Origin of the sequence: Sporosarcina pasteurii (genome assembly GCF_041295575.1) — a bacterium.
GTDB lineage: Bacteria > Bacillota > Bacilli > Bacillales_A > Planococcaceae > Sporosarcina > Sporosarcina pasteurii.
Genome location: NZ_CP160452.1, coordinates 786,559 through 801,795, shown reverse-complemented (window position 1 = coordinate 801,795; position 15,237 = coordinate 786,559). Strand labels below are relative to the sequence as shown.

General features: G+C 38.2%; 9 protein-coding genes and 1 other annotated feature. Of the genes, 4 read left to right on the top strand and 5 right to left on the bottom strand.

Annotated features, from left to right (window positions below; genetic code table 11):
* Positions 1-157: 157 nt before the first annotated feature.
* The 3 genes from AB1H92_RS03635 (at position 158) to AB1H92_RS03625 (ending at position 2,694) form a co-directional block, all read left to right on the top strand.
* Positions 158-670 (top strand): GNAT family N-acetyltransferase, encoded by a 513-nt coding sequence (locus tag AB1H92_RS03635; RefSeq protein ID WP_166739467.1) that lies wholly within the window; start codon positions 158-160, stop codon positions 668-670.
* 15 nt (positions 671-685) lie between these two features.
* On the top strand, positions 686-1,792 hold the full coding sequence (locus tag AB1H92_RS03630; RefSeq protein ID WP_172481050.1) for an RtcB family protein: 1,107 nt from the start codon (positions 686-688) through the stop codon (positions 1,790-1,792).
* 242 nt (positions 1,793-2,034) lie between these two features.
* Positions 2,035-2,694 (top strand): GntR family transcriptional regulator, encoded by a 660-nt coding sequence (locus AB1H92_RS03625; RefSeq protein WP_115362359.1) that lies wholly within the window; start codon positions 2,035-2,037, stop codon positions 2,692-2,694.
* Positions 2,695-2,728: 34 nt separating this feature from the next.
* On the opposite strand, the gene AB1H92_RS03620 is transcribed toward AB1H92_RS03625, so the two are convergent.
* From AB1H92_RS03620 to AB1H92_RS03600, 5 genes are all read right to left on the bottom strand, one after another.
* Entirely contained in the window at positions 2,729-4,165 is a 1,437-nt protein-coding gene (locus tag AB1H92_RS03620) for a carbon starvation protein A (RefSeq protein ID WP_115362360.1), read from the bottom strand.
* A gap of 146 nt (positions 4,166-4,311) precedes the next feature.
* Entirely contained in the window at positions 4,312-5,667 is a 1,356-nt protein-coding gene (gene brnQ / locus AB1H92_RS03615; protein ID WP_115362362.1) for a branched-chain amino acid transport system II carrier protein, read from the bottom strand.
* Positions 5,668-5,885: 218 nt separating this feature from the next.
* Positions 5,886-8,975: an AAA family ATPase gene (locus AB1H92_RS03610; RefSeq protein ID WP_115362364.1), complete on the bottom strand. Its 3,090-nt coding sequence runs from the start codon at positions 8,973-8,975 to the stop codon at positions 5,886-5,888.
* The gene (locus AB1H92_RS03605; RefSeq protein ID WP_115362366.1) at positions 8,972-10,129 is read right to left on the bottom strand and encodes an exonuclease SbcCD subunit D; all 1,158 of its coding nucleotides are present in this window, start codon (positions 10,127-10,129) and stop codon (positions 8,972-8,974) included. Before AB1H92_RS03605 ends, AB1H92_RS03610 begins: the two co-directional genes overlap by 4 nt.
* A 326-nt stretch (positions 10,130-10,455) precedes the next feature.
* The gene (locus AB1H92_RS03600) at positions 10,456-11,298 is read right to left on the bottom strand and encodes a TetR/AcrR family transcriptional regulator (protein WP_115362367.1); all 843 of its coding nucleotides are present in this window, start codon (positions 11,296-11,298) and stop codon (positions 10,456-10,458) included.
* 301 nt (positions 11,299-11,599) lie between these two features.
* On the opposite strand from AB1H92_RS03600, the gene AB1H92_RS03595 reads away from it, so the two are divergent.
* A complete protein-coding gene (locus AB1H92_RS03595) occupies positions 11,600-14,707 on the top strand; it encodes an efflux RND transporter permease subunit (RefSeq protein WP_115362369.1) in 3,108 nt (1,035 codons plus the stop codon).
* A 246-nt stretch (positions 14,708-14,953) separates the two neighbouring features.
* Positions 14,954-15,230 (top strand) — a binding site (T-box leader).
* The last annotated feature ends 7 nt before the right edge of the window (positions 15,231-15,237 follow it).

The window sequence follows — 15,237 nt, the reverse complement described above, 5'->3', positions numbered from 1 at the left end:
CACTAGAGTTTTTATTGACGACCAATGTTAATCGTTTGCCTATGAGAACTGCGCTAAACTATCACTAGCTTATCTGTTGAACATTACAGATAAGTGACAAATAAAATTCGATTGGATAACAAATTGATGCCATATTATTACAAACGAGGTGCTTATTTTGGATGCTCTTGTCATTCGTCAAGCTACTAAAAAAGATATCCACAATGTACAAGACGTTCTTATTACAAGTCAGCAGTTTACATACAAAAATATATTTTCTGAATCGAATATCCAGACAATCATCCATCGATATTACAATTTGGATAGACTTTCCGAAGAGATTGCGTGCATTAACGCCAAATGGCACGGCTACATCGTCGCTGAAGAAAAAGGTAATATTATTGGTGTGATTGGCGGTGGGATGAGGGATGAAACAGATGGAGAGGTCTATGTGTTGTACTTACATCCTGAGGAGCGCGGTAAAGGGGTTGGCACGCGTCTGCTCAATCACTTTACCAAAATTCAAAAATATAACTATGGAGCTGAAGAACAATGGGTGGCGGTCGCAAAAGGGAATGAATACGGGATTCCTTTTTACGAAGCACGAGGATTTATACTTCAATACGAAAGCCAATCGTATGCGGCATTAGATAAGAATGATATCTCTTTATGGTATAAGAGAACAATTTAAAAAGGAGCATGAATTTTGATAGAAATTAAAGGTCGTTATAATGAAGCAATTGTATTTACAGATGTGATTGAGGATACTGCAAAACAGCAAGTATACGATTTATGTAATCTTGAATTTCTCCAAGACTCTAAAATTCGAATGATGCCTGATTTACATGCCGGTAAAGGGTGCACCGTTGGGACGACTATGACAATTACAGACAAAATAGTCCCTAACTTTGTCGGTGTTGATTTAGGCTGTGGAATGATATGCGTGAATATTGACGTTAAGAAAAAAGATATCGATTTTCATAAACTCGATCAAGTCATTCGCAGAAATGTGCCAAGCGGCATGAAGATTCGTAGAAAGGCTCATCGCAATGCTAACCAGATACCCTTCACTGAAATTCTTGCGCCTATTAATGAAGGAAGAGCGAGAAATAGTGTTGGTACGCTAGGCGGCGGAAACCACTTCATTGAGATAAATGAAGATTCTAAAGGCAAGATTTATCTCGTGATTCATTCAGGAAGTCGTAATCCTGGAAAACAAATTTCGGACCATTATCAAGAGTTAGCGATTCAGCAATTAGATTCGCGACCAGACCGTGAAAATTTGGATAGGAATACCGCCTATTTAGAAGGCGAGCAAATGCAAGATTATTTACACGATGTTGGAATTGCCCAGCAGTATGCTGCTGTTAATCGGCAAACGATGGCAGAAGTAATTATGAGGGGCATGGGATGGAATGATATCAATACATTTGACACGATTCACAACTACGTTGACTTGGACAATATGATTTTAAGAAAAGGTGCAATTTCTGCTCAGAAAGATGAAATCGTGATCATTCCGATGAATATGCGTGATGGTTCCCTCATTTGTCGCGGAAAAGGAAACCCTGATTGGAATTTCTCTGGTCCTCACGGTGCAGGTCGAACGATGAGCCGTACGCAAGCAAGAAGACATGTAAAGCTTGCGGAATTTGAAGATGCCATGCAAGATGTCTGGAGTACTTCTGTGACAAAATCAACCATCGATGAATCCCCTTTCGCTTATAAGAAGATGGAAGATATCATCCGTCACATTGGTGATTCTGTAGAAATTGTAGAAATTATTAAACCTTTATACAATTATAAAGCCTAACAGCGAGTTTTTTTCGTACTAGGAAATCGCCCCTCACTTTTCAACATAGTGAGGGGAATTCGATTTATCACACTAGAATTCAACCTGTTGGAAAGTATCTTTACAAGTAATTTAGGAATTTCATTAATAAAAACGACAACTGAAAGTTAAATAATTTATTGAAACGCAATATATTGTATACCGTTTAAATCATTCTTGTTGTATAATAGATAAAATGGTTCTGTGAGGAGGATTGGTCAGCAATGCCCATACCAACGAATTTCGAGAGGCCAAGACGCTTAACCGCGAAAGAAAATGCATTTCAGCAAATACAGGAGTGGATCATAGATGGAACATTAAAACCTTCTGAAAAGCTCAATGACGTTGAACTCGCAAAAGCGCTAGGTGTAAGCCGGACGCCGATTCGCGAATCTCTTCAACTATTAGAAGTTCAAGGATTCGTTGAAATGTTTCCCGGGAAAGCAACACAAGTGACAGAGGTCGAAGCAGATTCAATTATCGATTTACTTCCACCGCTCGCCGTTCTGCAAGCGCTATCAGCAGAACTCGCGATTCCTAATTTGACTGATGAAACGATACAGCTGCTAGAAGAAACAAATGAACAATTTGCTGAAGCAATTCATGATAAGCAGTTTTTCAAAGCATTAAAAATCGATGAAGCATTTCATCAAATTATTGGGGATACAGCGAATAATCCATATATCACTTCACTTGTATCCAACTTACAAGCTCATGTAAGAAGACTATTTTTCCATAACTCTATCGTCTTAACAGAAAGTTCCATTCAAGACCACACTGATATCATTAATCTTATGAAAAAACGCGAAGGTGAAACTGCCTCGAAAATTATGCGTGAAAACTGGTTACGCGCAATCGAAGAATTTCGCTCATTAAAAAACTGATTTCCAATATGGAAATCAGTTTTTTATTTAAATATTATTCTAATACTAGATTTTTAGCTGCAATTTCTTTGTGACGGATAATTTGTCTAACGTAAAGCAGGAATACGCCAAATGTTAAAGCTCCGCCAATGATTAGCGAAATCGTATAGTCTAAATTTAGGCCTTCCGGTGCAAATACGAAGTACGTCGTAACAACACCAGTCATAAATAAGGCAGGAATCCCTGCAATATAATGGGCGTGGGCTCTTCCTTCTTTTAATAAATAGGAAACAACAACCCACAACATAATTGTTGCAGTGATTTGGTTAGTCCCACCTACATATCTCCATAAAAATGTATAATCAATCATCGACAATAAAAATGCTGGTGTCCCTAATAAGACCGTTGCCATAATGACAGTACCCTTTTTATCGGGGTCAATCCATTTTGAAACAGCATCCATGACAATCATCCTTGAAGAACGGAGAGCTGTATCACCAGTGGTAATTGGTAGAATTATAATTGCAAGAATCGCTAAAACACCGCCGACCGTTCCTAACATTGTGGTAGACATTTCATTAATAACGCCTGCTGGACCGCCCGCTGCTAGTGCGGATTGTAACCCACCAGTTCCTCCGAAAAATGTCATTCCAGCTGCTGCCCAAATTAATGCAATAACACCTTCTCCAATCATTGCACCGTAAAAAATTTTACGTCCTTCCGATTCTTTTTTCATCGTTCTAGACACGATTGGACTTTGTGTCGAGTGAAACCCAGAAATGGCTCCGCAAGAAATTGTAACCATTAGAAGGGGCCAAACAGGTAACTCCCCCGGATGCATATTACTTAATGTTAAGTTAGGAATTGTATAATTGCCAAAAACAAGAACTGCTCCAATTGCGACCGCCATAATAATAATAACCGCTCCGAATATCGGGTAAATTCTGCCTATTATTTTATTAATCGGTAAGATTGCAGAGATAAAGAAATACGCGAAAACAACGAAAATCGCGCCGATAAAGGAAAGAGGTGTGACTTGTGCAAGTAACTGTGCCGGACCTGCAGTAAACGCTGCGGTAACTAAGATCATTAAGATAAGCGAAACACCAATAATCGATTTCTTTGCAAATGGACCTAAGTATTTTCCAACAATTTCTGGAAATTGTGCCCCCTTATGTTTTAATGACAGCATCCCAGAAAAATAATCATGAACACCGCCTGCAAAAATTGCTCCAACCACTATCCAAATAAAGGCGACCGGCCCATATAAAGCACCAGCAACCGCTCCGAAGATAGGTCCTAATCCAGCAATGTTTAATAACTGTATGAGCCAACCTTTCCACCAACTCATTGGTACATAGTCCATCCCATCATTGACTGTATATGCAGGCGTTTGACGTGAATCGTCTATACTAAATGCCTTTTCTACTACCTTCGAATAAATCATATACCCAACGATTAGCAATACGATTGACGCTATAAATGTAACCATTTCCACCCCTCCTAATAAGTAAGAATATATCGATGATTATAAATATTAACTCTTTTAAGTTAAGTACTAATTTCATTTCACGTAAAGATTTATATATATTAAAACTCCCCCCTCTATCATTTTCACCTGATAAAGAGAGGGAGATTTTATGCACGAACCGTTGCTAGTTGTTGCAATCGAACGATAATTCCTGTCACCACCATCGTTGTAACAACTGGAAGTAACCATCCGAGCCCGTCATTATAAAACGGCAATGACTGTTCGTAAAACTTAACGATTGGCGCTAACCATTCGAAGTATTCAATACCAATGATCTCACAGAACGTTTTGAAGCCATCGATTGTACTAATCATAAACGCAACAGTTGTTGCTGCTACATACACGATTCTAGAATGATTAAATAATGATGACGTAAATGTTAATAGGATCAATACAATCGCAAGTGGATATATAAACATTAATAGCGGAATTGAATAGGTAATAATATTCGATAATCCAAAGTTTGCAACAACAAAACAAAATGTTGTGAAAATTACTACGAACATTTTGTAACTAACTTTCGGCATTAATGTATGGAAATATTCTCCGCAAGCCGTCATAAGACCGATCGCCGTCGTTAAGCATGCAAGTATAATAACAACACCTAATAACACCAATCCAAACGTTCCAAAATAATAAGTAGAGGCTTGACTTAGTACTGGACCACCTGTATCAAATAGCCCAAACCTCTCTGTGCTTGTCGCGCCTAAATAGCCAATTCCTACATAAATGATGGCTAAGAACGCTGTTGCAACCACACCTGTTTTAGCAGTTGCAGCTAAAATACCTCGTTTACTTGTCACACCCATAGAACGGATTGCATTAATGACGATAATTCCAAAAACAAGTGATGCAAGTGCATCCATCGTGTTATACCCTTCTGTAAACCCTGTTACAAATGCCCCTGTACTATAGGAATCTTGTGGACTTTCAATAGCGCCCATCGGTTTGATTACGACCATCGCAAGTAAAGCGATTAGTAAGATGATTATCCCCGGCGATAATACTTTTCCAACCCGATCTACAATTTTCGCTGGATTTAAAGAAAGCCAAAGTGTAATTCCGAAGAAAACTAATGTGAAAATCAGTAATGCAATCTGTGCATTACCATCACCAACAAATGGCATAATCGCTATATCAAATGCAACGGCTCCCGTACGCGGCGCTGCAAAGAAAGGTCCAATTGTTAAATAAAGTAATGATGTAAAAATGACCGCGTATAGCGGATGAATACGGCTAGCAAGTTCTTGTAAGTTCCGGCTTCCTGAATACCCCATAGCAAGGATTCCTAAAAACGGTAGTCCGACTCCTGTAATTAAAAACCCAAAAATTGCTGGCCATAAATTTGTTCCCGCATTTTGTCCTAACTGTGCTGGAAAAATTAAATTTCCTGCCCCGAAAAATAACGCGAATAACATGACGCCAATGACTAGATACGACGAAGATGATAGTTTCTTTTCCATAAGCCCGTTCCCCCTAAGTTGCGACTCACTTATATGCGATATATCGCTGAAGTAAATCTATCATACAACGCCCTGTCGAATAATGCAATATATTACAGAAAAATTAAACTTCCATTTTTCAATTGTTTTTAGAAGATAGTAAATCTATCAAATCATCTAATGATGCCAAGCTTTCTGTCTAGCGTAAAAAACTCCACGTTAAAGTGGAGTTGTACTACTTATTTAATTAAAAATGACGTTTGACTATGCCCCTCTTTCGATTTCTTTACTTCTAGAATCGCTGGAAAGGCTGCTTTTAATTCTTCTACGTGTGAAATAACACCAATCATGCGCCCAGCTCTTTGTAAATCAATTAATGTATCAATCGCTTTTGTTAATGATTCCTCATCCAAAGTACCAAAGCCTTCATCAATAAACATCGTATCTATCGAAACAGCCCCTTGGAAACTTTGTATTATATCCGCCATGCCTAATGCCAATGAAAGGGATGCATTAAATTTCTCTCCGCCTGATAACGTTTTAACATCACGGGTTTGTCCCGTATAAGCATCATATACATCAAGTCCTAATCCACTTTGACGTCCTCGGACTTCTTGTCGATCGCTTCGTATCAATTCAAACTGGCCATTCGAGACATCTCGAAGACGTTCATTTGCAGATTGGATCATCTGCTCGAGATATTCTATCTGAATATAACGTTCAAAGGACAATTTCAAATGATTATGCCCTCTAATCACATCATATAAATCTTCAACTTGTCCGAACTTCTTTTCTAAAACTGATAACTGCTCAGTCACTCGTATCATTTGTTCTTTCAACTGCTCAACTGATTTGTAATAGGAACTTGATTGATTAAACGCCTGTAAAGCGAATTCGTATGCAGTTTTCAATTCAGTTAGTAGGACTTCTACTTTTTCTAAGTCTAGTTTTTGTTTCCCTTCTAGAAAAGATGATAATTCTTTAACAGCTTTTCGAACAGAATAAAACTGTTGTTTAAAGTCGTCAATTTTTGTTCGTAAAACTTGACGTGAATCTTCATCCATTTTTGCTTCTTGATAAGCTTGTTTTGTTGCAAATGTTGATTTTTCTAATGCTTCCTTGAATCTTTTCTCTGCCTGTTCTTTTTTCAGCTTTGTATCATCGCGTGATGCAATTGCATGTACTCGCGCTGCTGTAGTAGACGTGACAAGTTCCCGACTTTCTTCTAGTTGCTTTTGAATTTCTTTCCAAGCATGCTCTAACGTGTTTCTTTGCTTTGTAAGTTCACTAATTTTTTGCTCTAATACAGTGAGTTCTCTTAATTCTTCTGGGATTTCTCGTATAATTTGTTCAAAAAGAGCTTGCTCTTTTTCGATTGTAGCATTGCTTTCATACACTTTTCTTTCCATGGCTAGTTTACGGTCTGCAGCTTCGTCTGCCACTTTCCTTTGATTCGTTAACTGTTCTTTCAGTTGGACTAGTTCTTGTCTAATTGCCCGAAGCGCAGCCACTTCTTTTTCAACAAGGGATTTTTCTTCATGTAGCTTTTGACTTTCGTCATCGATTTGCTCAAGATGAACATCTATGTCTGCAAACCTTTGTGCTTTACTTTGTAACTGTTTAAATGAACTTTGGAAATCTGCATCCGCTATGCGATAGGCCCTTTCCACATTCACAAGTTGCTTCTTTCTCTCTTCAAGCTCTTCTTTTGATACGGTAGTATCAGTTTCATGAGCCTTCTGCGGATGGTCAGCGCTTCCGCAAACTGGGCAAGCTTCACCTTCATGCAGCTTTGCGGCTAGAGTAGCAGCTTCATTCATTAACCAGTCGCTCGTTAATTGATCATATGCCGATTGAGCATTTTCATAAAGTTGTGCTTGAGCATTTTTGGTTTGCTCATACATCTCTGTTTGCTTTCGTAGCGCGATGTATTCATCAACAAGGGTACATTTTTCATTGATACTCGTTAAAAGTTCAGCCTTCTCGTCTAATGAAATAATCGCTTCTTCCTTCTTGTTAATTCGTTCAGTAAGTTGGGTAACTTTCTCGCGCTCTTGAGCCGACTGTTCCGTTAACATTGTCAGGTTTTGGTCATTATTTTTCCGTTCAGTTTCGAGCATATAAAGTCGTTGTTGTTTAGATGCTAAATCCTTCACTTTGGGTAAGGCGTCTTGAAGTCGGACTAGTTGTTCTTTTACTTCTTCCAACTGTTGCTGCTTTTCCTCTTCTATTTTATATTGAACTTTCACTTTCTCTAGCTTTTCTTCAGCTACTTGAACGGCATGAATCGATTTCGTAACAGTCTCTTCTCTGGCAGCGAGTTCTTTTGTTAATTCTTCAAACTGATATTCAATTTGTTCGATTGCGACTGCACGTTCCGCGTTTTCAAGACGTTTAGCTTCCTGTTCGAATAAAGGAATTTGCTCTACTAATTGTTGGTACGTATTTTGTCTCTGTTCTAACTCAGTAAAACGCTCATTAATAGATTTGGCAGCATGATAACGGTCCACCATTTCCCCATGTTTTTTATAAGCCTTCTCATACGCTTCCTTGTCCTTACGAATTTTCTCTTCATAAAATAACTGCTCTTCATTCAAACCTTCAATAATTTGTTGCGCATTATAATGCTCACTGGCTAGTAAGTGAAATATTGCGGACTCCCTGTTTGGCAATGAAGCAGAAATCTGCTCAACTAGTGCTCTTTCTTGTTGCCTTTCTTGATCCAACTTAGCTTTTGCCTCATCCCTCTGTTTTTGTAGCCGTTTGACAATTTCACGATACTGATCTGTCTTAAATATTTTTCTCATGATGAGTTCTTTATTTTCAGTATCAGATGTCAAGAACTTACGAAATTCTCCTTGCGGCAACATGACAATCTGACTAAATTGCGCTTGTGTAAAGCCAATTAATGACTCTATTTTTTTATTAATCTCAGATACCATTTGTCTATCTACCACTGGAACTTCTCCGTCTGCTGTTAATTCATAAAGCTCACAGCGCGCAGATGTTTCAGTTTTATTACCAATTTTCGTATAAGGAACTTGACGCATAATTCGGTATGTACGACGATGAATTTCAAAAACAAGTTCGACTGAAGTTTGCACATCATTTTCCGCAAAATCACTTCGCAATGCTCGGATATCCGTTCTATCTTCGCCACTCGCTTCCCCGTAGAGCGCGAAACAAATCCCGTCAAATATGGTTGTCTTACCTGATCCTGTTGCCCCTGAAATGACGAATAAAAGGTGTTCTTGTAAATCCTGAAAATCAATAACTTCTGTTTCTTTATACGGACCAAATGCTGTCATTTTTAACTTTACTGGTTTCATTGTTCAGCTCCCTCCTCATTCATCACTTCGTGAAGAACTTCTGCAAACAGCTTTTTCGTTTCCTCGTCCAATTCTTCACCTTTCATTTCTTTATAAAAGGATTGGAATAACTCCATATCAGTTTGTTGGCTACTGTTCTTTCTTTCCGTACCGATCGTTTTTGATTCAGACGCGTAAATTTTACGTTCTACATGCATGGCATTCGGGTAAATCGCCCGCACTTTTTCCATTGGGTATAATACCGGTGTTTTATCTAGTAATTTTACAAACACATAATCTTCACTTACGGGATGGGTTTCTATTTCTTCAATTGTTCCCTCTACTGTACGCATATCTCTTCTAGGAATTAAATCTCTCTTTTCAATCGTCGTGTTACCTTCCCCGTCGAGGCTCACGATGAAAAATCCTTTATTATGATGTTCTTCTGAAATTGAATATTTTAGAGGCGAACCTGCATACCGAATGTTTTCATTCAACACATAATGCGCCTGATGTAAATGCCCTAATGCCGTATAATGAAATGGTTGAAATAAACGAGCAGAAACATATTCTGCCCCACCAATCGCAATTGGTCTTTCTGAATCACTCGTATTCTCTTCACTTTCACCATGCGGCGTCACAAAAGCATGTCCTACAAATACATGTCTTGCTTTATGATCTATTTTCGCGGAAATCGATTCCATTATTTTTGCCATGGCACTTTGATGATTCGTAATCTCGGCGTCATCATAAAGGTTCCGAACGACTGAAGGATCAGCAAAAGGCACAAGATGAAAATGAACTTCACCAAATTCATCGTTTAAAATCACCGGTTTAATTTCTTTCGTCATCTTTCCGGCAATGTAATACCCATTTTCTCGCATAAATTGGCTACCGAACTGAAGTCTACCAGGACTGTCATGGTTGCCAGCAACTGCGATCACTGGTACATCTAAGTCTACTACTATACTTTTAAGGACATTGTCAAACAAGGCTACCGCTTCTGTTGGCGGCACTGCCCGATCATATAAGTCACCTGCAATAATGACTGCATCAGGTTGCTCCTCTTCAATCGCTTCGATAAACTGCTCTAATATATATGATTGTTCTTCCGTCATATAAACACCTTGAACAAGTTTCCCTAAATGCCAATCCGCTGTATGAAAGATTTTCAAGTTGCTCTCTCCTTTTTTAATACACACTTACTCCTACTTTACAGCACTTTACAACTAAAGTGAAAGCACCACTAGATAAGTCAAAAAATGAATTCAACTTATAATTCCTGAGATAGAGTTACTGGTTAAAACATTGACTTCCGTTCCGAGCGGACGCTTTCCACTCCAGTCAATTAAGTGTCACTTTTTTTATTTAAACTTCTATACCTGCTATTCTAATATTTAGCATTTGTTGCTGGTCAACTCCCATACAACAATCCAATAGGAAAAGCGCAGAAATGTTCTGAGTCAACATTGCTACGCTTTTAAAGCTGAGGTAATCTATTTTATAGATTTTTTAAGTATAACTGAAGTTTACGCACTACCTTTTCAGTTCGTATATCTTCTTTTAAATTTGAAATCATACCTAATATAACAGGTTTTCGAACGGTCTCCGATAACAGTTCTTCTTCAATCACATCCAAACTGATTTGTATATCTTCCTCGAGACGTTCTTGTTTTAACGTTCGAATTTCTTCTATTATTTCTGAAGTTGACAGGAGTAGCTCATTCATATCGATTTCAAAACCAATTAATTGCTCCTGACGTAAAAGTGGTTCGGTTAATCCAGCCACGATTGAATCGGTTCTTGCTACTAAAAACTTTGCTAACGCCTCATAATTCAAAGAATCTTTATTAAAAATAATGATTTCAATATATCCTGTCAGTATTCCGTGTAATAGCACATGAAGATCAGGCAGATGACGCTCAACTTTTTCTCCATAGACATCAAGGAGTACATCCTCTTGTAACTGATAGGTTCTTCTTCTCATATTGTTCATAAGCTGTAACATTTCTTCATTAATTGGATTTGTTTGCTCTCTCATTTGCATTAAAATAAAATCCGAATAACGTGCGATTTCTTCGAATTGAACCTTAAAAAACAACTTCAGTCGTTCACGTGCTTCAATATTGATATCTTTTAGTTCGGCCATTCTTTTCATTAATTTATTTGTAAAGTATTCAAAGATCGAGAACAATAAATTATCTTTCGATTTGAATGAAAGGTAGAATGAACCTTTTGAGATCCCACAAGCATCTGTTATATCTTGCACGGACGTTGCATCAAAACCTTTTTCCGCAAATAATTCTGCTGCCTTTTCAATAATTAATATTTTTCTATCTGTCAAATTTACAACCCCTCAGCCTTTCAATGATTGTAAGTACCGTTATGCCTGACCTTTGACTGACCGGTCACTTCTAGTTTGCATTCACTTTCATTGTCAGTACTATTACTATCTCCATAGTTGTATAATGGTATTCGTTGACTTCTGACCAAGCAGTCATTAATATGAATCTATAGTCTAGCTCATTCTACTTAATAGAGGTAATTTACATTTACTTAGAGCTACATAAGTTCTATGACTGACTAGTTAGTTCTATCATAATGCACACGTTGCAAATGGTCAAAATTATTCCTTGGAGGTACTTATGAAATCAATTGTCAATTTTGTAATGAGAAATAAACTCGCGGTTTGGCTCCTGACAATTATTATTACAGTAGCCGGACTTTATTCAGGCACACGTATGAAACTGGAAACGATTCCTGATATTACGATCCCAGTCGTTAGCGTAACGACAATTTATCCAGGGGCTACCCCAGATCAAGTAGCTGATGAGATCTCGGATCCTTTAGAAAAGGCAGTCGCGAATGTAAGCGGTGTGTCTTCTGTTAATTCAACCTCTTATCAGAATGCTTCTTCCCTGCAAATCGAATTTAGCTTTGGGACAGATATGGAGAAAGCAGAAAGCGAAGTAGAAGAGGCATTAAAAAATATTCAGCTTCCTGAAAATGCGATGGAACCTGACGTTGGAAGGATTAGCATTAACGCCTTCCCTGTTTTAGCAGTAAGTGTTTCTGATAGTGATGCTAGTTTAGAAGAGTTAACGAGAAAAGTAGAAGACTCCTTAGTCCCTAGCCTAGAATCAATCGAAGGTGTTTCGAGTGCATCCATCTCAGGACAGCAAATCGAAGAAATCCGTCTAACATTTGATAAAGAAAAAATGGCTTCTCTTCATTTAGATGAAGAAACGGTTAAAATGATCATTAAAGGCTCCGATATCAAAATGCCATTAGGTTTATTCCAGTTCGGAGACGAGGAACAATCTGTGATTGTAGATGGAAAAGTAACGACAGTGGATGACTTTAAAGAAATTTTAATCCCTGTAATGCCAGCTGGAGTAGGCAACCAAGGTGATATGGAAGGAACAGTTCCACCCTCCGGACAGAAGACTGGATTGCCAACTGTTACATTAGGTGAAATCGCAAAAATTGAGCTTGTCGGAAAAGCTGAATCGATTTCCAGAACGAATGGTAAAGAAGCCATTGCCGTTCAAATTATCAAAGCACAACAATCGAATACTGTTGATGTTGTCAATAAAGTAAAAGACGAAATCAAGCAGTTCGAAAAAGAACATAAAGGTGTAACAATTGCCACAACGCTTGACCAAGGTGAACCAATTGAAGAATCCGTTGATACTATGCTCAATAAAGCATTATTTGGTGCACTTTTTGCGGTCCTAATTATCATGCTTTTCTTACGTAATTTCAGATCAACAATTATTTCAATCGTGTCCATTCCGATGTCACTCCTAATCGCGGTTATCTTCCTAAATTTAATGGATATTACCTTAAATATGATGACACTCGGTGCAATGACTGTAGCAATTGGCCGTGTCATAGATGACTCGATTGTCGTTGTAGAAAATATTTATCGAAGAATGCACTTACCGAATGAAAAATTAACAGGCAGAGCACTAGTCCGTGAAGCAACGCTACAAATGTTTAAACCCATTACTTCATCGACGCTTGTAACAGTGGCCGTTTTCCTTCCAATCGGTTTAGTTGGCGGGATGGTCGGAGAGTTATTTATGCCTTTTGCATTAACGATTGTCTTTGCGTTACTCGCTTCTTTGATTGTTGCAGTTACGATTGTCCCTATGCTCGCTCATTCTTTATTCAAGAAAGAGCTATATACAGATAGTGGCGTTCACAAAGAACATAAAGGTAAAATGGCAACTGCTTACGAGAAAATGTTGAACTGGACATTGAATCATAAAGTCATCACGTCCATTATTTCTATTGCATTGCTCGTCGGAAGTTTATTTTTAGTGCCCGTTATCGGCGTAAGTTTCCTCCCTGACGATGAACAAAAGATGATGTATATTACGTACACGCCTGAACCAGGGGAAACTTTAGAGACAGTCAACAAAAACGTCCAAAAAGCTGAAAAGTATTTAGCAGATTTAAAAGACGTTGAAACAATTCAAGTTTCTGTTGGCGGAGAAAATCCAATGTCACCCGGCGCATCAAACGGTGCATTGATGTTCGTTATATTTGATAATGACACGAAAAACTTTACGAAGGTCACCGAAGATACGATGGAAGAACTTCAATCTTTAGACACACAAGGCGAATTTAAACCACAAGACTTCGGTATGGGTGGTGCAAGTAATGCACTAAGCTATTACGTTTATGGCAATCACATTGATGATATTGAACCAGTTATTAAGGAGATTGAATCCATCTTAAATGACGAAGCTGATTTAGCAGACGTTAAAACAAGTTTGGCAAAATCCTATAAAGAATACAAACTCGTTGCCGATCAAGAAAAACTAACTCAATTTGGATTAACGACAGCCCAAATCGGGATGGAATTAAACCCAATGAAGCAACGTGAAGTATTAACGAAAATTACAAATGGGAACAATACCATAGATGTAGTTGTGGCCACGGAAGAAAAAGAACATCAAACAATTGATGATTTATTGAAAGAAACAGTCCAATCTCCTTTCGGAATGGAAATCCCAATTTCTGAATTTGTTGAAGTACAAGAAGGAACAACTTCAGATACGGTTTCTCGCCGAAACGGAAAGATATTCGCAAGCGTTTCAGCAACGATTACTGAAAAAGACATTGCTAAAGTTTCAATGAATGTGCAGAGCAAAATTGATGAATTATCACTACCTGATGGTGTAGAAATCAATACAGCCGGTGTGACGGAAGATATCGCGGAAGCATTTACACAGCTTGGCTTAGCCATTCTAGCGGCGATTGCCATTGTATATCTCATTTTAGTCATTACATTTGGTGGCGGACTTGCACCATTTGCCGTTCTCTTCTCCTTACCATTCACGGTTATTGGAGCACTCGTCGGATTATTAATTGCTGGTGAGACGATTAGTGTATCTTCCATGATTGGCGTATTGATGCTAATCGGAATCGTTGTTACAAACGCTATTGTTCTCATCGACCGCGTCATTAACATGGAACAACAAGGGTTGTCTACGCGTGAAGCGATTCTTGAGGCAGGAACAACCAGATTACGTCCTATCTTAATGACAGCCATCGCAACAATCGGTGCGCTCGTTCCACTTGCAATTGGTGCAGAAGGTAGCGGTCTAATTTCAAAAGGACTCGGAATTACTGTCATTGGCGGTCTCACAAGTTCAACACTTCTCACGTTGATTTTCGTACCACTTGTTTATGAACTGTTTAGCAGATTCCGTAAAAAGAAAAAAGCATATGAAAATGATTGATATAAATATTTAAGTATCAGCTTTAATATGGAATATGTGTCCAGGATATAAAATTCTGGACACGGCTTTTTATTTTGACTAACTTTTTTAGGATTCTAGTATCGTTTATTTGGATTTGTGCGGATTGATTAATCCCAGTGATATATTATTTTTGTTCAGTCTACTTCAGACTTAACGAAGTTTTTTGATTTATCTACTAAAAGGGTTGACTATTATTTCCTAATCGTGTAAATTATTAATAAATACTTACAGGCGTTGAAGAGAAAAGTAAAATGTTCGATTTTTTACCAGAAAGCTTCGGTAGCTGAGAAGAAGCAAAAAATCTTTCATTTGAAATATGGCCTCTGAGCTCTGGATTGAACGTGCATACTCATGCATCAGTAGCTACCAGCGGGAGTTGGTCCCCGTTACCAAAGCCACAGTCTAGAATTCATCGTCACAGAATTCTGTACTAGCTGAGGTTGCTTATGCGAATAAGCGACGAATTAAGGTGGTAACACGAGAGATAATTCTCGTCCTTTTCAATCGTA

Bases quoted from the DNA above. Each gene is read 5' to 3' on its own strand.
- AB1H92_RS03625 (WP_115362359.1), top strand. From the start codon at position 2,035: ATGCCCATACCAACGAATTTCGAGAGGCCAAGACGCTTAACCGCGAAA.
- AB1H92_RS03620 (WP_115362360.1), bottom strand. From the start codon at position 4,165: ATGGTTACATTTATAGCGTCAATCGTATTGCTAATCGTTGGGTATATG.
- AB1H92_RS03610 (WP_115362364.1), bottom strand. From the start codon at position 8,975: ATGAAACCAGTAAAGTTAAAAATGACAGCATTTGGTCCGTATAAAGAA.
- brnQ (WP_115362362.1), bottom strand. From the start codon at position 5,667: ATGGAAAAGAAACTATCATCTTCGTCGTATCTAGTCATTGGCGTCATG.
- AB1H92_RS03595 (WP_115362369.1), top strand. From the start codon at position 11,600: ATGAAATCAATTGTCAATTTTGTAATGAGAAATAAACTCGCGGTTTGG.